Origin of the sequence: Pseudomonas triticicola, from assembly GCF_019145375.1 — a bacterium.
GTDB classification, from domain to species: domain Bacteria; phylum Pseudomonadota; class Gammaproteobacteria; order Pseudomonadales; family Pseudomonadaceae; genus Aquipseudomonas; species Aquipseudomonas triticicola.
Genome location: NZ_JAHSTX010000002.1, coordinates 494,335 through 517,639, shown reverse-complemented (window position 1 = coordinate 517,639; position 23,305 = coordinate 494,335). Strand labels below are relative to the sequence as shown.

General features: G+C 58.0%; 18 protein-coding genes, 2 tRNA genes and 2 rRNA genes. 5 read left to right on the top strand and 17 right to left on the bottom strand.

The features are described 5' to 3' along the window. Positions 1–94 precede the first annotated feature (94 nt). The 10 genes from KVG85_RS24190 to KVG85_RS24145 all read right to left on the bottom strand — a co-directional run bounded on the left by KVG85_RS24190 (position 95) and on the right by KVG85_RS24145 (position 11,565). A 23S ribosomal RNA gene (locus tag KVG85_RS24190) occupies positions 95–2,988 on the bottom strand. Between the two features lie 247 nt (positions 2,989–3,235). After that, positions 3,236–3,311 (bottom strand) — tRNA-Ala (locus KVG85_RS24185). 30 nt (positions 3,312–3,341) lie between these two features. Then, positions 3,342–3,418: transfer RNA gene (locus KVG85_RS24180), tRNA-Ile, on the bottom strand. Between the two features lie 81 nt (positions 3,419–3,499). After that, a 16S ribosomal RNA gene (locus KVG85_RS24175) occupies positions 3,500–5,036 on the bottom strand. Together the 16S and 23S rRNA genes with 2 tRNA genes alongside form the textbook arrangement of a ribosomal RNA operon. Positions 5,037–5,577: 541 nt before the next feature. Beyond that, positions 5,578–6,201 carry a protein-methionine-sulfoxide reductase heme-binding subunit MsrQ gene (gene msrQ / locus KVG85_RS24170; RefSeq protein ID WP_016773184.1) on the bottom strand — a complete coding sequence of 208 codons (624 nt, stop codon included), beginning with the start codon at positions 6,199–6,201 and terminating at the stop codon, positions 5,578–5,580. After that, positions 6,201–7,214, bottom strand: coding sequence for a protein-methionine-sulfoxide reductase catalytic subunit MsrP (gene msrP / locus KVG85_RS24165; protein ID WP_217865224.1), 1,014 nt, complete (start codon positions 7,212–7,214; stop codon positions 6,201–6,203). Before msrP ends, msrQ begins: the two co-directional genes overlap by 1 nt. A gap of 63 nt (positions 7,215–7,277) precedes the next feature. Further along, the gene (gene pssA, locus KVG85_RS24160) at positions 7,278–8,135 is read right to left on the bottom strand and encodes a CDP-diacylglycerol--serine O-phosphatidyltransferase (protein WP_016773182.1); all 858 of its coding nucleotides are present in this window, start codon (positions 8,133–8,135) and stop codon (positions 7,278–7,280) included. Between the two features lie 148 nt (positions 8,136–8,283). Further along, positions 8,284–9,300, bottom strand: a complete 1,017-nt coding sequence (ilvC, locus tag KVG85_RS24155; RefSeq protein ID WP_003228216.1) for a ketol-acid reductoisomerase — start codon at positions 9,298–9,300, stop codon at positions 8,284–8,286. A gap of 46 nt (positions 9,301–9,346) precedes the next feature. Next, entirely contained in the window at positions 9,347–9,838 is a 492-nt protein-coding gene (gene ilvN, locus KVG85_RS24150) for an acetolactate synthase small subunit (protein ID WP_003176102.1), read from the bottom strand. Positions 9,839–9,840: 2 nt separating this feature from the next. Next, positions 9,841–11,565 carry an acetolactate synthase 3 large subunit gene (locus KVG85_RS24145; protein WP_217865223.1) on the bottom strand — a complete coding sequence of 575 codons (1,725 nt, stop codon included), beginning with the start codon at positions 11,563–11,565 and terminating at the stop codon, positions 9,841–9,843. A gap of 399 nt (positions 11,566–11,964) precedes the next feature. Between KVG85_RS24145 and KVG85_RS24140 the strand changes: the two genes are divergently transcribed. Then, complete coding sequence (locus KVG85_RS24140; RefSeq protein ID WP_217865222.1) at positions 11,965–12,381, top strand: DUF4124 domain-containing protein; 417 nt, start codon at positions 11,965–11,967, stop codon at positions 12,379–12,381. 116 nt (positions 12,382–12,497) lie between these two features. On the opposite strand, the gene KVG85_RS24135 is transcribed toward KVG85_RS24140, so the two are convergent. Genes KVG85_RS24135 through mrcB form a run of 3 tightly spaced genes read right to left on the bottom strand, consistent with a single transcriptional unit; the run spans position 12,498 to position 15,923 of the window. Then, positions 12,498–12,833: a YqcC family protein gene (locus KVG85_RS24135; RefSeq protein WP_073475432.1), complete on the bottom strand. Its 336-nt coding sequence runs from the start codon at positions 12,831–12,833 to the stop codon at positions 12,498–12,500. Further along, on the bottom strand, positions 12,833–13,582 hold the full coding sequence (locus KVG85_RS24130) for a tetratricopeptide repeat protein (protein WP_217865221.1): 750 nt from the start codon (positions 13,580–13,582) through the stop codon (positions 12,833–12,835). The genes KVG85_RS24135 and KVG85_RS24130 overlap by 1 nt, the downstream gene beginning before the upstream one ends. 16 nt (positions 13,583–13,598) lie before the next feature. After that, entirely contained in the window at positions 13,599–15,923 is a 2,325-nt protein-coding gene (gene mrcB, locus KVG85_RS24125; protein WP_073475436.1) for a penicillin-binding protein 1B, read from the bottom strand. A 116-nt stretch (positions 15,924–16,039) separates the two neighbouring features. On the opposite strand from mrcB, the gene KVG85_RS24120 reads away from it, so the two are divergent. The 4 genes from KVG85_RS24120 to KVG85_RS24105 all read left to right on the top strand — a co-directional run bounded on the left by KVG85_RS24120 (position 16,040) and on the right by KVG85_RS24105 (position 19,405). Beyond that, on the top strand, positions 16,040–17,596 hold the full coding sequence (locus KVG85_RS24120; protein ID WP_217865220.1) for a bifunctional aminoglycoside phosphotransferase/ATP-binding protein: 1,557 nt from the start codon (positions 16,040–16,042) through the stop codon (positions 17,594–17,596). Positions 17,597–17,687: 91 nt separating this feature from the next. Then, the gene (locus KVG85_RS24115) at positions 17,688–18,032 is read left to right on the top strand and encodes a pentapeptide repeat-containing protein (RefSeq protein WP_217865219.1); all 345 of its coding nucleotides are present in this window, start codon (positions 17,688–17,690) and stop codon (positions 18,030–18,032) included. A 290-nt stretch (positions 18,033–18,322) separates the two neighbouring features. Next, on the top strand, positions 18,323–18,595 hold the full coding sequence (locus KVG85_RS24110) for a TfoX/Sxy family protein (protein WP_016773175.1): 273 nt from the start codon (positions 18,323–18,325) through the stop codon (positions 18,593–18,595). A 15-nt stretch (positions 18,596–18,610) separates the two neighbouring features. Continuing rightward, positions 18,611–19,405 (top strand): Crp/Fnr family transcriptional regulator, encoded by a 795-nt coding sequence (locus tag KVG85_RS24105; RefSeq protein WP_217865218.1) that lies wholly within the window; start codon positions 18,611–18,613, stop codon positions 19,403–19,405. Positions 19,406–19,637: 232 nt separating this feature from the next. Here the strand turns inward: KVG85_RS24105 and KVG85_RS24100 are convergent, their stop codons facing one another. The 4 genes from KVG85_RS24100 to KVG85_RS24085 are packed head-to-tail and all read right to left on the bottom strand — an operon-like array spanning position 19,638 to position 23,179. Next, positions 19,638–20,486, bottom strand: coding sequence for a ChaN family lipoprotein (locus KVG85_RS24100; protein WP_217865217.1), 849 nt, complete (start codon positions 20,484–20,486; stop codon positions 19,638–19,640). A 19-nt stretch (positions 20,487–20,505) separates the two neighbouring features. Further along, positions 20,506–21,270, bottom strand: coding sequence for a heme ABC transporter ATP-binding protein (locus tag KVG85_RS24095; RefSeq protein WP_437182204.1), 765 nt, complete (start codon positions 21,268–21,270; stop codon positions 20,506–20,508). A gap of 2 nt (positions 21,271–21,272) precedes the next feature. After that, positions 21,273–22,256 carry a FecCD family ABC transporter permease gene (locus KVG85_RS24090; RefSeq protein ID WP_217865368.1) on the bottom strand — a complete coding sequence of 328 codons (984 nt, stop codon included), beginning with the start codon at positions 22,254–22,256 and terminating at the stop codon, positions 21,273–21,275. 50 nt (positions 22,257–22,306) lie between these two features. Further along, on the bottom strand, positions 22,307–23,179 hold the full coding sequence (locus KVG85_RS24085) for a heme/hemin ABC transporter substrate-binding protein (RefSeq protein WP_217865215.1): 873 nt from the start codon (positions 23,177–23,179) through the stop codon (positions 22,307–22,309). Positions 23,180–23,305: the final 126 nt, after the last annotated feature.

Below are 23,305 nucleotides of genomic sequence, written 5' to 3'. Positions count from 1 at the left end.
CAGCTTTCGGTGTTTGTGCGTTTCGAACTTTCGGTTCGTTTCGTCTTCACACACCGCAATCTGGCTTTTTAAGCGCAAATTGCTTGGGTGTTATATGGTCAAGCCTCACGGGCAATTAGTATTGGTTAGCTCAACGCCTCACAGCGCTTACACACCCAACCTATCAACGTCGTAGTCTTCGACGGCCCTTCAGGGAACTCAAGGTTCCAGTGAGATCTCATCTTGAGGCAAGTTTCCCGCTTAGATGCTTTCAGCGGTTATCTTTCCCGAACATAGCTACCCGGCAATGCCACTGGCGTGACAACCGGAACACCAGAGGTTCGTCCACTCCGGTCCTCTCGTACTAGGAGCAGCCCCTCTCAAATCTCAAACGTCCACGGCAGATAGGGACCGAACTGTCTCACGACGTTCTAAACCCAGCTCGCGTACCACTTTAAATGGCGAACAGCCATACCCTTGGGACCGGCTTCAGCCCCAGGATGTGATGAGCCGACATCGAGGTGCCAAACACCGCCGTCGATATGAACTCTTGGGCGGTATCAGCCTGTTATCCCCGGAGTACCTTTTATCCGTTGAGCGATGGCCCTTCCATACAGAACCACCGGATCACTAAGACCTACTTTCGTACCTGCTCGACGTGTCTGTCTCGCAGTCAAGCGCGCTTTTGCCTTTATACTCTACGACCGATTTCCGACCGGTCTGAGCGCACCTTCGTACTCCTCCGTTACTCTTTAGGAGGAGACCGCCCCAGTCAAACTACCCACCATACACTGTCCTCGATCCGGATAACGGACCTGAGTTAGAACCTCAAAGTTGCCAGGGTGGTATTTCAAGGATGGCTCCACGCGAACTGGCGTCCACGCTTCAAAGCCTCCCACCTATCCTACACAAGCAAATTCAAAGTCCAGTGCAAAGCTATAGTAAAGGTTCACGGGGTCTTTCCGTCTAGCCGCGGATACACTGCATCTTCACAGCGATTTCAATTTCACTGAGTCTCGGGTGGAGACAGCGCCGCCATCGTTACGCCATTCGTGCAGGTCGGAACTTACCCGACAAGGAATTTCGCTACCTTAGGACCGTTATAGTTACGGCCGCCGTTTACCGGGGCTTCGATCAAGAGCTTCGCGTTAGCTAACCCCATCAATTAACCTTCCGGCACCGGGCAGGCGTCACACCCTATACGTCCACTTTCGTGTTTGCAGAGTGCTGTGTTTTTAATAAACAGTCGCAGCGGCCTGGTATCTTCGACCGGCATGAGCTTACGGAGCAAGTCCTTCACCCTCACCGGCGCACCTTCTCCCGAAGTTACGGTGCCATTTTGCCTAGTTCCTTCACCCGAGTTCTCTCAAGCGCCTTGGTATTCTCTACCCAACCACCTGTGTCGGTTTGGGGTACGGTTCCTGGTTACCTGAAGCTTAGAAGCTTTTCTTGGAAGCATGGCATCAACCACTTCGTCACCCAAAGGGTAACTCGTCATCAGCTCTCGGCCTTAAGATCCCGGATTTACCTAAGATCTCAGCCTACCACCTTAAACTTGGACAACCAACGCCAAGCTGGCCTAGCCTTCTCCGTCCCTCCATCGCAATAACCAGAAGTACAGGAATATTAACCTGTTTTCCATCGACTACGCTTTTCAGCCTCGCCTTAGGGACCGACTAACCCTGCGTCGATTAACGTTGCGCAGGAAACCTTGGTCTTTCGGCGTGGGTGTTTTTCACACCCATTGTCGTTACTCATGTCAGCATTCGCACTTCTGATACCTCCAGCAAGCTTCTCAACTCACCTTCACAGGCTTACAGAACGCTCCTCTACCGCATCACCCGAAGGTGATACCCGTAGCTTCGGTGTATGGTTTGAGCCCCGTTACATCTTCCGCGCAGGCCGACTCGACTAGTGAGCTATTACGCTTTCTTTAAAGGGTGGCTGCTTCTAAGCCAACCTCCTAGCTGTCTAAGCCTTCCCACATCGTTTCCCACTTAACCATAACTTTGGGACCTTAGCTGACGGTCTGGGTTGTTTCCCTTTTCACGACGGACGTTAGCACCCGCCGTGTGTCTCCCATGCTCGGCACTTGTAGGTATTCGGAGTTTGCATCGGTTTGGTAAGTCGGGATGACCCCCTAGCCGAAACAGTGCTCTACCCCCTACAGTGATACATGAGGCGCTACCTAAATAGCTTTCGAGGAGAACCAGCTATCTCCGAGCTTGATTAGCCTTTCACTCCGATCCACAGGTCATCCGCTAACTTTTCAACGGTAGTCGGTTCGGTCCTCCAGTCAGTGTTACCTAACCTTCAACCTGCCCATGGATAGATCGCCCGGTTTCGGGTCTATTCCCAGCGACTAGACGCCCTATTAAGACTCGCTTTCGCTACGCCTCCCCTATTCGGTTAAGCTCGCCACTGAAAATAAGTCGCTGACCCATTATACAAAAGGTACGCAGTCACAGAACAAAGTCTGCTCCCACTGCTTGTACGCATACGGTTTCAGGATCTATTTCACTCCCCTCTCCGGGGTTCTTTTCGCCTTTCCCTCACGGTACTAGTTCACTATCGGTCAGTCAGTAGTATTTAGCCTTGGAGGATGGTCCCCCCATATTCAGACAAAGTTTCTCGTGCTCCGTCCTACTCGATTTCATGACTAAGAGATTTTCGCGTACAGGGCTATCACCCACTATGGCCGCACTTTCCAGAGCGTTCCGCTAATCTCAAAGCCACTTAAGGGCTAGTCCCCGTTCGCTCGCCACTACTAAGGGAATCTCGGTTGATTTCTTTTCCTCAGGGTACTTAGATGTTTCAGTTCCCCTGGTTCGCCTCTTGCACCTATGTATTCAGTACAAGATAACCATCTTATGATGGCTGGGTTCCCCCATTCAGACATCTCCGGATCAAAGTCTGTTTGCCGACTCCCCGAAGCTTTTCGCAGGCTACCACGTCTTTCATCGCCTCTGACTGCCAAGGCATCCACCGTATGCGCTTCTTCACTTGACCATATAACCCCAAGCAATCTGGTTATACTGTGAAGACGACATTCGCCGAAAATTCGAATTTCTCAACTAAGAGAACTCACAAATTTTACCTTAGCCTGATCCGTTACCAGTGAAAGTAACGTTCAGTCTATCTTTCTATCACATACCCAAATTTTTAAAGAACGATCTAGTCAAAGACTAGAAATCAACATTCATCACCGTCTCGGTGGAATGCTCATTTCTAAGCTTTCAAACTTCAGAAGCAGTAGTGGTGGAGCCAAGCGGGATCGAACCGCTGACCTCCTGCGTGCAAGGCAGGCGCTCTCCCAGCTGAGCTATGGCCCCGTATTTCTACAGGCGTTTCCCACACAAAATTGGTGGGTCTGGGCAGATTCGAACTGCCGACCTCACCCTTATCAGGGGTGCGCTCTAACCAACTGAGCTACAGACCCAATTTCGGGCTGCTTCTATCGTCTTCTTCAATGAATCAAGCAATTCGTGTGGGAGCTCATGCAGCAGCTGATGTCGTCGATTAAGGAGGTGATCCAGCCGCAGGTTCCCCTACGGCTACCTTGTTACGACTTCACCCCAGTCATGAATCACACCGTGGTAACCGTCCTCCCGAAGGTTAGACTAGCTACTTCTGGTGCAACCCACTCCCATGGTGTGACGGGCGGTGTGTACAAGGCCCGGGAACGTATTCACCGCGACATTCTGATTCGCGATTACTAGCGATTCCGACTTCACGCAGTCGAGTTGCAGACTGCGATCCGGACTACGATCGGTTTTATGGGATTAGCTCCACCTCGCGGCTTGGCAACCCTTTGTACCGACCATTGTAGCACGTGTGTAGCCCAGGCCGTAAGGGCCATGATGACTTGACGTCATCCCCACCTTCCTCCGGTTTGTCACCGGCAGTCTCCTTAGAGTGCCCACCATTACGTGCTGGTAACTAAGGACAAGGGTTGCGCTCGTTACGGGACTTAACCCAACATCTCACGACACGAGCTGACGACAGCCATGCAGCACCTGTCTCAATGTTCCCGAAGGCACCAATCCATCTCTGGAAAGTTCATTGGATGTCAAGGCCTGGTAAGGTTCTTCGCGTTGCTTCGAATTAAACCACATGCTCCACCGCTTGTGCGGGCCCCCGTCAATTCATTTGAGTTTTAACCTTGCGGCCGTACTCCCCAGGCGGTCAACTTAATGCGTTAGCTGCGCCACTAAGAGCTCAAGGCTCCCAACGGCTAGTTGACATCGTTTACGGCGTGGACTACCAGGGTATCTAATCCTGTTTGCTCCCCACGCTTTCGCACCTCAGTGTCAGTATCAGTCCAGGTGGTCGCCTTCGCCACTGGTGTTCCTTCCTATATCTACGCATTTCACCGCTACACAGGAAATTCCACCACCCTCTACCATACTCTAGCTTGCCAGTTTTGGATGCAGTTCCCAGGTTGAGCCCGGGGATTTCACATCCAACTTAACAAACCACCTACGCGCGCTTTACGCCCAGTAATTCCGATTAACGCTTGCACCCTCTGTATTACCGCGGCTGCTGGCACAGAGTTAGCCGGTGCTTATTCTGTCGGTAACGTCAAAACAGCAAAGTATTAATTTACTGCCCTTCCTCCCAACTTAAAGTGCTTTACAATCCGAAGACCTTCTTCACACACGCGGCATGGCTGGATCAGGCTTTCGCCCATTGTCCAATATTCCCCACTGCTGCCTCCCGTAGGAGTCTGGACCGTGTCTCAGTTCCAGTGTGACTGATCATCCTCTCAGACCAGTTACGGATCGTCGCCTTGGTGAGCCATTACCTCACCAACTAGCTAATCCGACCTAGGCTCATCTGATAGCGCAAGGCCCGAAGGTCCCCTGCTTTCTCCCGTAGGACGTATGCGGTATTAGCGTTCCTTTCGAAACGTTGTCCCCCACTACCAGGCAGATTCCTAGGCATTACTCACCCGTCCGCCGCTGAATCCAGGAGCAAGCTCCTTTCATCCGCTCGACTTGCATGTGTTAGGCCTGCCGCCAGCGTTCAATCTGAGCCATGATCAAACTCTTCAGTTCAAACATCTTTGGGTTTTTAAGAAACCCTAAACTTGGCTCAGCAATCGTTGGTTACATCTTTGATTTCTCGCGGAGTAACTTGTGATGCTGATAATCTTGTTGACTATCAGTCTGACTGCACAAGCACCCACACGAATTGCTTGATTCAGTTGTTAAAGAGCGGTTGGTTAAGATCTTTCGTCTCAACCGAGGCGCGCATTCTACAGCAGCCTCATTTGCTGTCAAGTGATTATTTTCAGAAGCTTTCGAAGAATTCTTCAACAACTTCAACCACTTGCGCTTCCGATCTCTCGTTAGCGGGAGGCGAATTCTACAGCGTTAATCGCTGCTGTCAACACCTCTTTTTCTCCGCTTTCGACCGAGAAGATCGAACCGTTAAAAGAGCCACACATCACTGCTCTTTCAACTCCTTCCAGGCTTCGATGATCTGAAGCAAGCCGCCGTCGAAAACTGCGTAACTCTTTGAATCTCAAGGAGTTTTCCGTTTCGACTGCGCCGGAAGTGGGGCGAATTATAGACCTCTGAAATCTGCCGTCAACCGTTAATTTCGCTTTTCTTGCAGATTCTGCTTTTTACCCAGTAAACGCGGGATTCGCTTCATCACCGGCGGCAGACGAAGCAGCAAAAGCACGCCACCTATAAAGGCATAAATCGTCCACTCCTCCAGATCAGCCCGGACGATCCACAGCATATGCAGCAAACCCAGCCCCAAAATCAGGTAAACCAAACGGTGCAGCTTCTTCCAGCGAGCTCCCAAACGACGCTGACTATAACGATTGGACGTCACCGCCAGTATCAGCAATCCGAGAAAGCCCAGCGCACCAACAATAATGTAAGGACGCTTGCGTAGCTCAACGCCCAACTGTGACCAATCGAACCCGAGGATAAACGCCATATAGCTGAACAGATGCAGCGTCACATAAGCAAAACACCAAAGCCCTAACTGCCGGCGCACTGCAATCCACCCCGCCCAGCCGCTCAGCTTTTGCAGGGGAGTCATGCTCAAGGTGATCAACAGCAACACCAGCGTGCCAAGCCCGAGACGATCAACCAGCACCTTGCCCGGATCAGGCCCGAGCAGATCGGCGAACGCTTGATAGAACCACAGCAATGGCCAGATCGCTGTCGCAATGAAAACGCCCACTCGCCAGAACGGATAACGCATCAGTAGTTCTTCCGCAGATCGAGCCCTGTATATAAAGAAGCGACTTCATCCGAGTAGCCGTTGAACATCTGGGTATCGCGCACATTCGGTTTGAACAGACTGTTCGGCAGGCGCCGCTCGCGGGCCTGGGTCCAGCGTGGATGGTCGACGGTAGGATTCACATTCGCGTAGAAGCCATATTCATCGGCAGCAATGCTTTGCCAAGTGGTCTTCGGCTGCTCACTGACCAGACTGATGCGCACAATGGACTTCACGCTTTTAAAGCCGTACTTCCATGGCACCACCAGACGCAGAGGCGCGCCGTTCTGGTTCGGCAGTTCGCGGCCATACATGCCCACCGCCAGGATCGCCAAAGGATTCATCGCCTCATCGAGACGCAGGCCTTCGACATACGGCCAGTCGATCAAGGCAAAACCGGAACGCTGGCCGGGCATGCTCTTGGGATCCTGCAGGGTTTCGAAGCGGATGTACTTGGCCTTGGAAGTCGGCTCGACCTGTTTGAGCAAGGCCGAGATGGGAAAGCCGATCCAGGGAATGACCATCGACCACGCCTCGACGCAGCGCAGACGATAGATACGCTCCTCCAACTGATACGGTTTCATGAAGTCTTCCAGCGCATAACGCCCCGGCTTACCCACCTCCCCGTCAATCACCACGCTCCAGGGTTCGGTTTTCAGGTCGCCAGCATTCGAAGCCGGATCGCCCTTGCCGGTACCGAACTCATAGAAGTTGTTGTAGTTCGTCGCGTCTTTATAAGGCGTGATCGCCTCGTCCTTGACGTTGACCGCCCCCCATTGAGTAGAAGGTAGCTTTTCGGCAAACCAGGCCGGAGCCTTGCCGGATTCGACATCAGAGTAGCGAGGGGCATCAGCGGCACTGCCCCAGCGCGGCAGGCTGCTCACGGCAATACCGGCAGCAGTGGCGCCGAGCAATTGGCGACGGGAGAGATAAATGGCTTCAGGCGTGACATCCGACTCATGGCAGTCGGATGCTTTGGGGATCTTGATCAACATGACAACTCCGCAGCTTTGGAGGACAGGTGCACCCATAGACTGCGGAGTATGCGGGAAATTACATCACTCGGCGTTTTTGTGACGACGAAGACGCAACAGATATTGCACCGGACCGGACGCCGCATAGGCGAGGAACACCAGCAGCAGAATGCGCGGCGGATCACTGAACACGACAGCGAATACCAGCACCACCGCCAGGATCGCCACGAACGGCACGCGACCTTTGAGATCCAGCTCCTTGAAGCTGTTGTACTTGATGTTGCTGACCATCAGCATGCCGGCCGCCGCCACCATCAAGGCCACCAGGAACGACATCTTCGAACCCTGGATGCCGTAATCGCTGAACGCCCAGACAATACCGGCCACCACACCTGCCGCCGCCGGGCTGGCCAGACCGATGAAGTAGCGCTTGTCCGCCGTGCCGACCTGGGTGTTGAAACGCGCCAGACGCAACGCCGCACCCGCTACATATATGAAGGCGACCATCCAGCCGACCTTGCCCATGTCGCCCAGCGCCCAGCCGAAGGCCAGCAATGCCGGCGCGACGCCGAAGGCGACCATGTCCGACAGCGAGTCGTACTCGGCGCCGAAGGCACTTTGCGTATTGGTCATGCGCGCCACGCGACCATCGAGGCCGTCGAGCACCATCGCGACGAAAATCGCGATCGCAGCGAAGGCGAAATACTTGCTCGCATTCACCGAGTCGCCGGCGCTCAACGCGGCCTGGGCGCTCATCGAGTTGATGATGGAATAGAAGCCTGCGAACAGGTTGGCAGTGGTGAACAGGTTCGGCAGCAGATAGATACCACGATGCCGGACTTTACGACCTTCAGCGTCGTGCCCTTCTTCGATGTGTTCATCGATGGGCAGCAGGCTTTCGGCGTCGGAAGCCTTGTTCGGCTCTTCGGGACGTTCGCTCATGGACATTACCTTGCAACGGTTTGGAAAAAATTCGACAGAAGCTTGAGGACGACAGTTCGGCCACAAACGATGCAGCTTTATACCAGAAGCACCGGCCCAAACGAAAAAACGCGGCCGAGGCCGCGTTTTTCGTACAAGGAACGACGACTCAGTTCTTGGCTTTGTCGACGATCTTGTTGGCACCGATCCACGGCATCATGGAGCGCAGTTGCTCGCCGATGATTTCGATACCGTGAGCGGCGTTGTTACGACGCTTGGCGGTCATCGAAGGGTAGCCGGTTGCGCCTTCGCTGATGAACATTTTGGCGTATTCGCCGTCCTGAATACGTTTCAGGGCGTTGCGCATGGCCTGACGGGATTCGGCGTTGATAACTTCCGGGCCAGTCACGTACTCGCCGTACTCGGCGTTGTTGGAGATCGAGTAGTTCATGTTGGCGATACCGCCTTCGTACATGAGGTCAACGATCAGCTTCAGTTCGTGCAGGCACTCGAAGTAGGCCATTTCCGGCGCGTAGCCAGCTTCAACCAGAGTTTCGAAACCGGCTTTCACCAGTTCAACGGTACCGCCACACAGAACGGCTTGTTCGCCGAACAGGTCGGTTTCGGTCTCGTCCTTGAAGGTGGTTTCGATGATGCCGGTACGACCGCCACCGACGCCAGCAGCGTAGGACAGCGCTACGTTTTTGGCGTTGCCCGAAGCGTCCTGGTAGATCGCGATCAGGTCAGGGATACCGCCGCCTTTGACGAACTCGGAACGCACGGTGTGGCCCGGGGCCTTCGGCGCGATCATGATCACGTCGAGGTCGGCGCGCGGAACAACCTGGTTGTAGTGAATCGCGAAGCCGTGGGAGAAGGCCAGAGTGGCGCCTTTCTTGATGTTCGGCTCGATTTCGTTCTTGTACAGCGAGGACTGGAACTCGTCCGGGGTCAGGATCATGACCAGGTCGGCAGCGGCAACAGCGGAAGCAACGTCGGTCACTTTCAGGCCGTGAGCTTCGGCTTTGGCAACGGTGGCCGAACCTTTACGCAGACCGACGGTAACGTCGACACCGGAGTCTTTCAGGTTGCACGCCTGAGCGTGGCCCTGGGAGCCGTAACCGATGATGGCAACTTTCTTGCCCTGGATGATCGACAGGTCGCAGTCTTTATCGTAGAAAACTTTCATGAATTTCCCCTTATATCCGGCCGTTCAGGCCATGCGCTAATTTGGTTTAGATGCTGAGTACTTTGTCGCCGCGAGCAATGCCGGTAACGCCGCTACGGACGGTCTCCAGAATCGATGCGGTGCCGATGGACTGAATGAAGCTGTCGAGCTTGTCGCTGGTACCGGTCAATTGAACGGTATACACGCTGGCGCTGACGTCGACGATCTGTCCACGGTAGATATCGGTGGTGCGTTTGATCTCGGCGCGCTGGGCGCCAGTGGCCTTGACCTTGACCAGCATCAGTTCACGCTCGATGTGAGCGCTTTCCGACAGGTCCACCAGCTTGACCACTTCGATCAGCTTGTTCAGGTTTTTGGTGATCTGCTCGATCACTTCATCGTGGCCCACGGTGGTCAGCGTCAGACGCGACAGGGTCGGGTCTTCGGTCGGGGCCACGGTCAGGCTTTCGATGTTGTAGTTGCGCTGCGAGAACAGGCCGACTACGCGAGACAGAGCGCCGGGTTCGTTTTCCAGAAGCAGGGAAATAATGTGCCGCATGATTAAGTACGCTCCGTCTTGCTCAGCCACATATCGCGCATGGAGCCGTCTTTGATCTGCATCGGGTAGACGTGCTCGCTGGTGTCGACCGCAACATCGATGATCACCAGGCGATCCTTAATGGCGAAGGCTTCGGCCATCTTCGACTTCAAATCTTTCGATTCGGTGATGCGTACGCCAACGTGGCCGTAGGCTTCAGCCAGCTTGATGAAGTCGGGCAGCGATTCCATGTAGGAGTGCGAGTGACGGCTGCCGTAGCTCATGTCCTGCCACTGGCGAACCATGCCCAGCACACCGTTGTTGAGGATGACGATCTTCACCGGCAAGCCGTATTGCAGGCAGGTCGACAGCTCCTGGATGTTCATCTGGATACTGCCTTCGCCGGTGACGCAGGCAACGTCGTCGTCCGGGAAGCTCAGTTTGATGCCCATCGCGGCTGGCAGACCGAAGCCCATCGTGCCCAGACCACCGGAGTTGATCCAGCGGTTCGGCTTGTTGAACGTGTAGTACTGCGCGGCAAACATCTGGTGCTGACCAACGTCGGAGGTCACAAAGGCGTCGCCCTTGGTCACTTCGCAGAGGGTTTCGATCACGGTCTGCGGCTTGATCTTGCTGCCGTCGCCCTTTTCATAAGGGAACAGGCCGCGATCACCGCGCCATTCATCCACCTGCTTCCACCAGCTGGCTACGGACTCCTTGTTCGGGGTCTCGCCGATTTCCTTGAGAATCGCGACCATTTCGGTCAGGACGCTCTCGACCGGACCAACGATCGGCACGTCGGCCTTGATGGTCTTGGAAATCGACGCCGGGTCGATGTCGATATGGATGATCTTGGCGTTCGGGCAGAATTTCGCCGGGCCGTTGATCACCCGATCGTCGAAGCGGGCGCCCACTGCGAGGATCACGTCGGCATGGTGCATCGCCAGGTTCGCGGTATAGCTGCCGTGCATGCCGAGCATGCCGATGAACTGACGGTCAGTGCCTGGGAAAGCGCCCAGCCCCATCAACGTGTTGGTCACCGGCAGGTTGAGCATTTTCGCCAGTTCGGTCAGTTGCGCGGAGCCATTGCCGAGAATCACGCCGCCGCCGGAGTACAGCACCGGGCGCTTGGCCGCCAACAACATTTCGGCTGCTTTGCGGATCTGCCCGGAGTGACCGCGAACGGCCGGGCTGTAGGAACGCAGCTTGGCTTTCTTCGGGAAAACGTATTCGAACTTTTCGGCCGGATTGGTCATGTCTTTCGGGATGTCGACCACGACCGGGCCAGGACGACCGGATTGCGCCAGGTAGAAGGCCTTCTTCATGACTTCCGGGATTTCCGAAGCGTGCTTGATCATGAAGCTGTGCTTCACGATCGGCCGGGAGATACCGATCATGTCGGTTTCCTGGAACGCGTCGGTGCCGACCATGGTGCTTGGCACCTGACCGGAAATGATCACCATCGGAATCGAGTCCATATAGGCGGTGGCGATACCGGTGATGGCGTTTGTGGCGCCTGGACCGGAAGTCACCAATACCACGCCGGCTTTACCGGTGGCACGGGCGTAGCCGTCAGCCATATGGGTCGCCGCTTGTTCGTGACGAACCAGGATGTGGGTCACTTCCGGTTCTTTGAACAGGGCATCGTAAACATGCAGGAGAGCACCACCCGGGTACCCGTAGATATATTTGACGCCTTCGTCACGCAAAAAGCGGACGAGCATCTCACCGCCAGATAAAAGCTCCACGTTGTTCACCTCTAAAACGCCAGAATACCGTCCACAAAAAAGGGGCGGGTCTTAATAGGTTTACTTCTCGGCAGAGCATGAGCGACGGTGGTCGCCGACTACGTCAGCACTGACTGAGCAAGTATTGGGATCGTCCCAAGTGTTGCGGGCCTTTCCCACCCAGCGCGAGGTAACGCGTTGCGGGTGTAACAGGTCGGCGCGGATGTGCGCCTCATGATCTACCGAGTGGGTCTGCTTCTGGCAGTCCCTCTACAGCGGACTTTGGATTCTTCTGTTTCGCCCTCTGCAAGTCAAGTCGTCTGTGTGGTTAATTGTGGGTAAGCACATGAGAACGCAAGAAAAAACCTGAAAAGCGCTACTCTGTTAGCGTCAATTGCGCATTTTTGCCAAGGAATCAGCATGCGAACGCTCCTCCTCACTCTGCTGATCGGTCTCAGCCCATGGTGCTCGGCCGCTCAAATCTACAAATGGGTCGATGCCCAAGGCGTCACGCATTTCGATGCGCAGCCTCCGCAGGGCCAACCGTCGACGACCGTACAGACGCCCTCCTCATCCGCGCCGAAAGCTGCGCCGATGCCGGGCGGTGGCGTCCTTGGCGATCAGAAAGCCATTGATGCCAAGGTGAAGAAACAGGTCGCCGAGCAGCAGGCGCAGCTCAGGGCCTTTTGCGAACAGGCGCGCACAAACCTGGCGCAACTGCAGAACAATCCACGTTTGCGGGAGGAGGTTGAGGGGGATGTGCGCAGGCTCGACGATACACAGCGTCAGGAACGCATCGTCGAAGCGAAGAAGCAGATTAAGGAGAATTGTTCGTAATCGTTTCGAGAGATGTGTAGGAGCTGCCGAAGGCTGCGATCTTTGACTTGTTGGAAGAGCAAGATCAAAAGATCGCAGCCTTCGGCAGCTCCTACAAAGCTCCTACACAACGGGGTTCAGCGGGATGCGGTGATCAGCAGGTCAAACTCTTTGAGCAGCACCTGCAACTGCCGATCCTTGCCGCCAAGGTTGCGCTGGGCGAAGACCATTTCCGCCATTTCCTGAATGCCCGAGGCGTTCGGTAGCGGCAGATCCTGTTCGAGGATCATCTTCATGCGCGGCAGGAAGATCCATTGCAGCCATTGCTCGAAGTCCAGCGTGTCGACGGAAAACGGCTCGACACTGCTCAGGGCTTCGGCGGACGGCTGAACCTCATCCCACCAACCCTGGGTGCGCAGCTCGCGTTCGATCAGCAACAGCTGATCGGCGATTTTCGGGAAGCGCACATCCATCACAGGGAAACCTTGGCCTTCTGACGGGCCAGTGCGGCGCCGGCGGAATCGCCTTGTTTCTCACGAGACTGAGCGATGATTTCCCACAGGCTGGCTTGCAGGTCCGGACGACCGTTGGCCATGGTCAGCGCACGACGGGCAAATTGCTCGGCTTGCGGCGCATCGCCCTGGGCCATGCGCACCTGCGCCAGACGGTAAAGCACTTGCGGCTCACGGGGGGCGACACGTTGCGCCCGCTCCAGGCTGGAAGAGGCACCGTTGAGGTCGCCGCCGGCCTGCTGCTGTTGCGCGGTGGTCAGCAAGGCGAGTACCGGACCGTCCAGTTGCTCATCCGCCGACAGACCACCGCCACTGCTGGCCGAAGGAATGCCACTTGGCGTCGACGGCATGCTGTAGCTGCCGGAGTTGATCGGCGCCGACTCAACCGCCGATGGGTTGTACGGCCCCGACGTGATACCGCCGGATGCAGGCCCCGGGATGATCGGCGAAGAACTGATCGGTGTCGACACCGCAGCACCGCCGCCCGGCACCATCACCACCACGCCGGTATCGCCTTGCGGAATCGCCTGAGTCTGGCCCTGCGCCGGGCGCTTGACCGTGGTCTGGCGGAAACCGCCATTGGCGCCGATGCGCTCGCTGTTGGACACGGCCGTACCCGAATCCACTACCGGAATCGAACCACGCTGTACGGTGGAGCAGCCGCTGAGCAAAGCCACGGCGGTCACCGCTGGAATCAACCACTTGTTCACTTGAAACCCTCTTTGCTTAATTCATCCAGCCCTTGACCCAGTCCATCACCGACTCCGGCGAGGCAGGTGTTTCGCTTGCACACGCGGCGCCGGGTGGCGGTTCGCTGCCGCGAATATACGGCATCTGTACCGCGCCGGGGCAGTTGGCATCCGAACCCTGGCCGGTGCGCGAATCGACCCAGGCCTGCACAACGTTGTCCGGCTGCGGCATGTCCAGCGGCAGCGGATCGGCCTTGCGCATGAAACTGGTCCAGACCTGCAGCGCACCGGTGGCCCCGGTGAACGGCGTCTTGCCGTTGTCGTCGCGGCCGAGCCAGACCACCGCCAGCAGATCCTGACTGAAACCGGCGAACCAGCTGTCGCGCGAATCGTTACTGGTACCGGTCTTGCCCGCCAGGGTCAGGGTTTTGGGCAGCACGTTATAAACCGAACTGCCGGTACCTTCACGCATCACCCGCTGCATGGCGTTCTGGATCAGGTAAATCGAGGCAGGATCGAAGCGCTGTTCGATCTGGAACGGATAACGCTTGAGCGGCTCGCCCTCGGCGGTCAGCACGCTGCGAATGCCGCGCATCGGCGTATTGAAACCACCGTTGGCCAACGTCTGGTACATGGTTGCCACTTCGATCGGCGTCATGCCGCCGGCACCGAGCAGCATCGACGGGAACGCCGGGAACTCACGGGTGACGCCCAGGCGACCCACGGTCTTGAGCACATTCGGCACCCCGACTTCCAGGCCCAGACGCGAGGTCGACAGGTTGTAGGAATGCGCCAGGCCCTGATAGAGGAAAACCGTACCGTGGGAGCGACGATCGTAGTTCTGCGGCTTCCACACCTGACCGTTGGCGCCCTTGACCGACAGCGGATCGTCCGACAGCCAACTGGTCAGCGTGTACTGGCTCGGCTTCTCCAGTGCGGTCAGGTACACCGCCGGTTTGATCAAAGAACCAATCGGGCGCACCGCATCCAGTGCACGGTTGAACCCGGCGTAACTGGCCTGACGACTGCCGATCATCGCCTGGACTTCACCGGTTTCCGGATTGGTCACGACCATCGCCGCTTCGACGTCATCCGAGCCCTTGCGCCCGGCCAGACGCTTGAAGGTGTCGTTGACCGAGGCTTCGGCTTTCATCTGCAGAATCGGATCGAAACTGGTGAAGATGCGCAGACCTTCTTCGGTCAAGTCTTCGTCGCGGTAGTCTTCGCGCAACTGACGTTTGACCAGGTCGATGAAGCCCGGGAACGAGCTGTCGGCGAGCTTGCCGCGAGTCGTCACACCGAGCGGCATTTTCTTCGCTGCCTCGACCTGTTCGGCGGTGGCCACGCCTTGCTGCGCCAGCACATCGAGGACCAGATTACGCCGCTCCAGCGCGCGTTCCGGATTACGACGCGGGTTGTAGTAGGACGGCCCCTTGACCATGCCGACCAGCAACGCCACTTGATGCAGTTTCAGCTCGGACAATGGCTGGCCGAAGAAGAACTGGCTGGCCAGACCGAAACCGTGCACCGCGCGCTGACCGTCCTGGCCGACGAAGACTTCGTTGAGGTAGGCCTCAAGAATTTCCTTTTTGTCGTAGTGCAGTTCGAGCAGCAACGCCATCATCGCTTCGGTGAGCTTGCGGGTCAGGCTGCGTTCGCTGGTCAGGTAGAAGTTCTTCACCAACTGCTGGGTCAGCGTACTGCCGCCCTGGGTCATCTTGCCGCCGGAGGTATTGATCCACACGGCGCGGGCGATCGATTTCGGCGACACGCCCCAGTGGCTGTAGAAGTCGCGGTCTTCGACGGCGATCAGGGTTTCGAGCAGGTACGGCGGCACCTGATCGAGTTTGATCAGGATGCGGTCTTCGAGATTTTTCGGGTAAATGCCGCCGATCATCAGCGGCTCGAGGCGCACCACCGACAGTTTCGAACCGTTGGTCGAGGACAGCTCAGCAACGTAATCACCGGAGAAACGCACACGCACCGGCTGCGGTTTTTCCAGGCCTTCATAGAACTGGAAGCCACGAGTGTTCAGGTCAACCGTATTGCCGCTGACGGCTGCGGCGCCGGGGCCGTTGCTCACGGCTTCGCGGCGATAGCCGAGGGCATCGAGTTCGGTGAGGAAATCGTCCTTGCTGAGCTTCTGTCCGACGAACAGCTCGAGCGGGCGCGCGTACACCTTGGCCGGAATGGTCCAGCGCTTGCCGGAGAACTTCTCCTGCACCACGGCATCGAGGTAAACGGCAAAGCCGGCCAGCACTACAAGGCCGACCAGGCTGAGTTTAATGGCCCAGCTCAACCATGGGCTGAGGCCCTTGGCTGGTGGTTTTTTCTTGGTACGGGGGGATCGGGATCGAGTCATGGCGGCGGATTATACGCACTTTATCGATCCTCAACAGGCACGCGCGGAGGTTTGCGTCAGGCGGGCAAGCAGCCATAATGGCCGCCTCGAATTCCCCCGCCTCTGAAGGATCGCCCGTGAGCCAGTCCCTGATCGCTGCCCTGCAAAACCCGGCCCTCTACCCGCATCCCGTCGAAGGATTTCAGGTCATCGAAACCCACATCTCGTGGGTGATTCTCACCGGCCCCTTTGCCTATAAAGTGAAGAAGCCGGTGAATTTCGGCTTCCTCGACTTCACCAGCCTCGACGCACGCGCGCATTTCTGCGCGGAAGAGCTGCGCCTGAACCAGCGTCTGACCGCTGATTTGTATCTGGACGTGTTGCCGGTAACCGGCAGCGTCGAAGCACCACAACTGGGCGGCGACGGCCCGGCTATCGAATACGTGCTGAAAATGCGCCAGTTCCCGCAGAGCGGCTTGCTCAGCACCCTGCAAGCCAATGGCGAGCTGACCACTCAGCACATCGATGCTCTGGCTGAGCAGATCGCGCACTTCCACCTTCACGCACCGAAAGTCCCGGCCGAACACGACGCCGGCACACCGGACAGCGTGATGGCGCCGGTCGCGCAAAACTTCGAGCAGATCCTGCCATTCCTCAGCGACAAAAACGACTTGCTGCAACTTGAGGCATTGAAAGCCTGGGCCGAAAGCAGCTTCGAGCGCCTCAAGCCCCTGTTCGCCCAGCGCAAGGCGCAAGGTTTTACCCGTGAATGTCACGGCGACATCCATTTGGGCAACGCCACGGTCATCGACGGCAATGTGGTGATCTTCGACTGCATCGAGTTCAACGAGCCATTCCGTTTTACTGATGTCTGGGCCGACACCGGCTTCCTCGCCATGGACCTGGAAGACCGTGGCCTGAAATCGTTGGCGCGTCGTCTCATCAGCCAATACCTGGAACTGACCGGCGACTATCAGGGCCTGGAAGTGTTGAACTTCTATAAAGCCTACCGCGCGCTGGTGCGAGCCAAGGTGGCATTGTTCAGCATGCCGGCCGACGCGACTGCGGTGCAGCGCGCCACCACCCTGCGCCAGTACCGCAACTACGCCAACCTGGCGGAAAGCTACAGCACCATTCCTTCGCGCTTCATGGCCATTACCCACGGTGTTTCCGCAGTCGGCAAGAGCCATGTGGCCATGCGCCTGGTCGAAGCGCTGGGCGCGATTCGCCTGCGTTCCGATGTCGAGCGCAAGCGCCTGTTTGGTGAGCAGACCGTTGCCAACGATGTGCAGGCCGGCATTTACAGCGCCGATGCCAGCGCCGCGACCTACGCGCGCCTGCATGAAATCGCCGAGGTGATCCTGCACGCCGGATTCCCGGTGGTGATCGACGCGACTTACCTCAAGCGCGAGCAGCGCGACAACGCGGCGAAGATTGCCGAAGCTACTGGCACGCCATTCCTGATCCTCGACTGCAACGCCCCGCAAGCCGTGATCGAGAGCTGGCTGGCGATGCGTCAGGCCGACCAGAAGGATCCGTCCGACGCCACCCTCGCCGTGATCGAAGCGCAACGGGCCAACCGCGAAGCGCTGACGCCGGAAGAAATCCTGCGCAGCAAACGCGTACAGACCAATGAATCCGGGACACTGGATACCGTAGTCGCGCAGATTCGTCAGCGCCTGCCAGGCCTGTAAAAAACTATTTCGGCCGTGAAGCCCTCGCCCGCTTCACGGCCGTCAAATAGTGGCACTATACTGGCGTCATAAAACCAACAGGTGATCTGACATGAGCCAGCCAAAACTGCTCGACACTCCGCTTTACGCCCTGCTGCACAAAGATGACGTCGCAGGCTTCAACAAGGAACGCCCACTGGATGATCCGATCGACATGGTCGGCGGCGATTTCCGTGGTCTCGACCTGCGCGAGCTGAACGCCGACGGCGTGGATTTCCGCGATGCGTACTTCCGCTCCGCCGACCTGCGCGGCATCGACTTCCGCAAGGCTTCGCTCGAAGGCGCCAGCCTGGCCCATGCGCAAATCTCCGGGGCGTACTTTCCGCCGGAGCTGAGTGCTGACGAGATTCTGATGTCGATGAATTTCGGCACGCGGTTGCGCTATCGCACCCGCTGAAATCTGGAAATCTTCCTGACACCACGCCTTTCCCCTGTGGAAGCGAGCATGCTCGCGAAGGCGTAGTGTCAGTTGATATCGATTGTGTCTGATACGCCCTCTTCGCGAGCAGGCTCGCTCCCACATTGTTAACCGCCTAACTCGCCTTCCTTCTGCGTTCGCAGGTCTTTCACTCCCCTTTCTTAGAAGCTTTTGCGTCGAATCCGACCAAACAACCACGCTTTTCCTACTGATGGCTACACTGCTGAGAAGCTCGCCCACGCACCATTCGGCCGTCGCAAGGAGGCTTGATGAATGATGAACTGCAACACCTGAAAAATCTTGGCAAGACATCGGCGCAATGGCTGCATGCCGTGGGCATCCACAGCGCCTCGGACTTGCGTCGCCTCGGTGCAGTGGATGCCTACCGGGCCGTGCGTACTCGGGGGTTTCGCGCATCGAAGGTGTTGTTGTATGCGATCGAGGGGGCGTTGATGGACGTGCACTGGAACGACATCCCCGCCGAGCGCAAGGACGCCTTGAACAAACAGCTCGAAGCCATTTCCGCGCGCCACAAGAACTGAACAGGCGCTGACGCCATGTATTTACTGGGAGAGCAATCGGCCCACGCCGACGCATTGATCAATCGCTTGCAGAATCTTCCCGGGCAATGGCTGCAAGGCCTCTCACCCTGCGGGCCTGTCATCGAACTGGAGGCCACTGACGATTTATTCACGCAGTTGCCGAACGATCAGTTGTTTCTGCTGACCGAGGGCGTGGTGCATAGCTGCATCGCGGGCCGTGCGCTGTTCTACTGGCAGGAGGGTGATCTGCTCGGCCTGCAACGTGGCGAGCAATGGAGCGACTGCCGCATTTGCAGCGACAGTGCTGTGCGCCTGGTGCCCTATGGGCGCGCTGAGGTTTTGCAGCATTTGTATGCCGAACCTGATCGAGCGGAGCAGTTACTGAGCTATCTGCTCGGGCAAATGGCGCTGCTCGCCCACGCCGTGGCCGAGCTGAAACCCCGGGAGTTTCGCAGCACCAACGGCTTCAAACGCGTTGAGGCGGGCGCCGTGCTGATTCAACAGGGCGATGCAGCGGATCATGTCTTCGTGATTATCGACGGGCACGCTGAGGCATTTGTTGACGGGCACAAGGTCGGTGACGTGCCGAGGGACGAGATTTTCGGCGCCATGGCGTTGTTTACCGGCGAGCCGCGCAACGCCACGGTAGTCACGTCAGAGCCGAGCACGGTGATGTTGATTCCCGGTGATCAATTTTTGAGCATGACCCGCAGCAATCCGAAGATCGCCCACAGCCTGATTGAGGGCATGGCTCGACGCATTGGCCAGTTGAATCGCCAGATCACGCAATTGACGACGCAGCGCACCTAGCGCAAAGCCCTTTATTCACAGGGCCTCACCACCGCTCGCAAAACTAAATTACAGATTTGCAAAATCAGCGGTTGACGCGGTAATGAGAATCGCTATGATTATCACAACTGGTCGCGAGATCAGTCGATATTCTGAAAAGCCCTTGGTTCGGACTCTCAGATTATCTCCTCATCAGGCTAATCACGGTTATTTGACCCGGTTTTTACCGGGTCTTTTTTTGCCTGTGGAAAAGTCATTTGGCGAATTGCTGGCGCATCTGCTCGCAGTAATCCGGCTTCGGCGTGGCCGGCGTGTACCAGACGTAATCAGCCATCGCCGCCGATACCGCAGCGCCCTGCTCGGCCAGCATCAATACGATCGGCGCCTTGCCAGCGCCGAGATCCGACAGATGCAGCGGCACGCCAACATCCTTGCGCGCATGCCAGGCACCGGCCAGCAGAATCGAAGGCATCGGCGCCGCCAGCATCCGTTCGGCCATGCGTCGATCACGCTGTTGCTGAATTGCCAACATTGCCGGCATCTGTGATTCGGGCAGCAAGCCGCAGTGAGACTCACGGACTTGTCCAAGCAACGTATTTCTCACCGACAGCGCATTACTGCGAGGACCTTTCAGAGCCGGTGGATTGCGATAGAACGCGCGGATTTCGCTGTCGTCGAGATTGGCCGCCAGCAGCGGATACGGCTGCGACAGGGCAAAGCGCACGATCGGCCCGTAAAGGTTCCAGTCCCAGCCCTCTTGCCAGGCCAATGCCGCGGGCAGGTCTGCCGGAACGGATTTCGACTGGCGCGCCGCATCGACTTTCGCTTGTTGATCCGGCGTGAGCATTTCCAGCAGCAGACTGCCTTGCGCTCGGTGCTCGCCGAGCGACTGCAACAGCCACAATTGCGCAGCATGGTGATCGGCGTTGTCGTGCTGCTCACCGATGATCAAACGCTCAGGCTCAGCCAGACGCGTCAGCAATTGCTGCGCCGTAAGTACCTCGCCGCTGCGCAGATCGCGGATATCAGCGCCCACAGGCGGAGCCGCCACGTGCTGACAGCCCGCGAGCAACACCAGCGCCAACAACCACAATCCACGCATGCGACACCTCAATGATGATTCAGCGGGCGATGATCAGCGGATGCCCACGCTCCGGGTGCGGTTGCACCAAAACCTCCAGGCCGAACACCGCTTTTAGCGTATCCGGGCGCAGCACTTGCTGCGGAGTATCCAGCGCAACCGGGCGCCCCTCCTCCAGCAACAGCACACGATCACAATAGCGTGCCGCCAGATTCAGATCATGCAGGATCACCAGCACCGCCGCGCCACGATTGGCGAACTCGCGCACCGCCTGCAAGGTGGTGTGCTGATGCAGCGGATCGAGCATCGATGTCGGTTCGTCGAGCAACAGGGTTTGCCCGGCTTGACCCGGCCAGAGTTGCGCCAGCACCCGCGCCAGATGCACACGCTGACGCTCGCCGCCGGACAATGCCAGATAGCTGCGCCCACTCAGGTGCCCGGCATCGGCGGCGGCCAGCGCTGCCGCGACAATCTCGTCGTCGCGCACGCGCCCGGTCTGGTACGGCAAACGGCCCATGCCGACGACCTCTTCCACGGCGAATGCAAAGTCCAGCGTCGACACCTGCGGCAACACCGCCAGTCGTTGTGCCCGCTGCGTTCCGCTCCAGTGGCTCAACGTCTGACCATCGAGCGAGACATTGCCGTCGCTGGCGGGCAACTCACCACACAAGGCGCCGAGCAAGGTGCTTTTGCCGGCGCCGTTCGGTCCCAGCACGCCAAGCACTTGACCGGGTTCGAGCCTGAGCGTGACTCCACTGAGCACAGCCTTGCGGCCACGGCGGACATGCAGATTGTGCGCAGACAACATCAGGCACGCCCTCGCAGCAGCAGATAAAGGAAGAACGGCGCGCCGATAAACGCGGTGACAATGCCGATCGGCAACTCCGCCGGCGCCAGCGCCAGGCGCGCCACCAGATCGGCGAGCAATAACAGGCTCGCACCCGCCAAAACCGAGGCTGGCAACAGAACTTTGTGATCGGGGCCGGCCAGCAGGCGCACCAGATGCGGCACGACCAGCCCGACAAAACCGATCATGCCCGCAGCCGCCACCGCCGCGCCGACACCCAGCGCTGTACAGAACACCAGTTCGCGCTTGAGCCGTTCGACATCGATGCCCAGATGACCGGCCTCGGATTCACCGAGCAACAAGGCATTCAATGCCTTGGCCCGACGCGGCAGCCACAGCGCCACGCCGATGGTGATGATCAGCAAGGGCCACAGCCGCGCGTAACTGGCGCCGTTGAGGCTGCCGAGGTTCCAGAAGGTCAGGGTGCGCAGCGTCGCGTCATCGGCCAGATAAGTGAACAGACCGACCGCCGAACTGGCCAGCGCCGTCAGCGCAACACCCGCCAGCAACATGGTCGCCACATGGGTCTGACCGTTGCGCCGGCCCAGCCGGTAGACCAGCGCCGTCACCCCGAGTCCGCCGAGAAACGCACACACCGACAACAGATACGGCCCGAACCACTCCGGCAGGCCGCCAAAGAACGAGCCGCCGACAATCGCAATCGCCGCGCCGAGTGCCGCGCCACTGGAAACTCCGACCAGCCCTGGATCCGCCAGCGGATTACGAAACAGGCCCTGCATCGCCACCCCGGACAGCGCCAGCACGCCGCCGACCGCCAAGCCGAGCAAGGTTCGCGGCAGGCGGATCTGGCCGAGAATCAGCTCAGCCTGTTCCAATCCTTGCGGCGCCAGCGGCACGCCGATCAGACGCAGCGCCGCGCGCAACGTATCGAACAGCGGCAGGCTCACCGGCCCCAGCGCCAGCGACAGCCAGATCGCCAGCAGACACAGCAATGTCAGGCCGATAAACAAGCCACGGGGTTTGACCAGTGTGGTCATTGGCCGCCCTTGGCCGGGTAGAAGCCGTCAGTCAGAGTTTGCAAAGCAGCCGGCAACCGTGGCCCGAGGCCGCCAACCAGCAGCGTCGGATCCAGCTCCATTACCCGCCCGCTCTTGGCCGCACGGCTGGAATTGAGGATCGGGTTTTCCTTGAACAATGCCGCTTTTGCTGCCTCGCCGGTCAGCGCACGGTCAGCGAACACCAGCACTTCGGGATCGAGGCTGGCAAGGGATTCGACAGAAAACGGTTTGTAGCCGGTATGCGTCGCGAGGTTGCGACCGCCGGCCTGTCGCAGCAACCAATCGGCTGCGGTGTCCTTGCCAGCGATCAACGGCTTGCCGCCCGCATGCCCGAGCAACAGCAACACGCCGGGGGCTTTCTGTGTGGCCTGCACTTGGGCAACGCGCGCTTTCTGCGCCTGGAGTTGCTGTTGATAACTCTGCAGCAGCTGCGCTGCCTGGCTTTGTGCGCCGAGCAACTGGCCCAAACGAGTGACATTCTTTTCCAGCGTCGGCAGATCAGGCTGTGCCGAGAACAGCTCAACGTTCACTTTGGCGGCTTTGACTTGCGCCAGAACCGGCGGCGGCCCCATTTCTTCAGTACCGATGAGAATGTCCGGGCGCAGGCTCAAGATGCCTTCGGCCGACAGGCTGCGCTGATAACCAATACTCGGCAGCGCCTGCAACGATTGGGGATGCTGACTGGTGGTGTCGACCCCAACCAGTTTTGACTCGCCACCCAGCGCGCTGACCCATTCCGACAGCGCGCCGCCAGCGCTGACCCAGCGTTGCGGCAAATCCGCTGCGCTCGCCTGATGGCTGAGAAAAAGGCCGACGCACAGTACGGCAACGCGGGTTTTCAGGCGCATACGCAGCTTCCTTGAACAAGGTTTCCCGGGCATCGGCGCAGCGAGCCAAGTATCCTCGGCAACGGCCAGACTCCCTGTGGGAGAAGGTCGCCATTTGATAATTGTTTGCATTTGAACGTCAAGCTC

What these genes read in the sequence shown, in the direction of transcription:
- KVG85_RS24110 (WP_016773175.1), top strand. Translation starts at nt 18,323, where the DNA reads ATGAATGATGAACTGCAACACCTGAAAAATCTTGGCAAGACATCGGCG.
- KVG85_RS24085 (WP_217865215.1), bottom strand. Translation starts at nt 23,179, where the DNA reads ATGCGCCTGAAAACCCGCGTTGCCGTACTGTGCGTCGGCCTTTTTCTC.
- KVG85_RS24105 (WP_217865218.1), top strand. Translation starts at nt 18,611, where the DNA reads ATGTATTTACTGGGAGAGCAATCGGCCCACGCCGACGCATTGATCAAT.
- KVG85_RS24140 (WP_217865222.1), top strand. Translation starts at nt 11,965, where the DNA reads ATGCGAACGCTCCTCCTCACTCTGCTGATCGGTCTCAGCCCATGGTGC.
- msrP (WP_217865224.1), bottom strand. Translation starts at nt 7,214, where the DNA reads ATGTTGATCAAGATCCCCAAAGCATCCGACTGCCATGAGTCGGATGTC.
- msrQ (WP_016773184.1), bottom strand. Translation starts at nt 6,201, where the DNA reads ATGCGTTATCCGTTCTGGCGAGTGGGCGTTTTCATTGCGACAGCGATC.
- KVG85_RS24100 (WP_217865217.1), bottom strand. Translation starts at nt 20,486, where the DNA reads ATGCGTGGATTGTGGTTGTTGGCGCTGGTGTTGCTCGCGGGCTGTCAG.
- ilvN (WP_003176102.1), bottom strand. Translation starts at nt 9,838, where the DNA reads ATGCGGCACATTATTTCCCTGCTTCTGGAAAACGAACCCGGCGCTCTG.
- pssA (WP_016773182.1), bottom strand. Translation starts at nt 8,135, where the DNA reads ATGAGCGAACGTCCCGAAGAGCCGAACAAGGCTTCCGACGCCGAAAGC.
- ilvC (WP_003228216.1), bottom strand. Translation starts at nt 9,300, where the DNA reads ATGAAAGTTTTCTACGATAAAGACTGCGACCTGTCGATCATCCAGGGC.
- mrcB (WP_073475436.1), bottom strand. Translation starts at nt 15,923, where the DNA reads ATGACTCGATCCCGATCCCCCCGTACCAAGAAAAAACCACCAGCCAAG.
- KVG85_RS24115 (WP_217865219.1), top strand. Translation starts at nt 17,688, where the DNA reads ATGAGCCAGCCAAAACTGCTCGACACTCCGCTTTACGCCCTGCTGCAC.
- KVG85_RS24135 (WP_073475432.1), bottom strand. Translation starts at nt 12,833, where the DNA reads ATGGATGTGCGCTTCCCGAAAATCGCCGATCAGCTGTTGCTGATCGAA.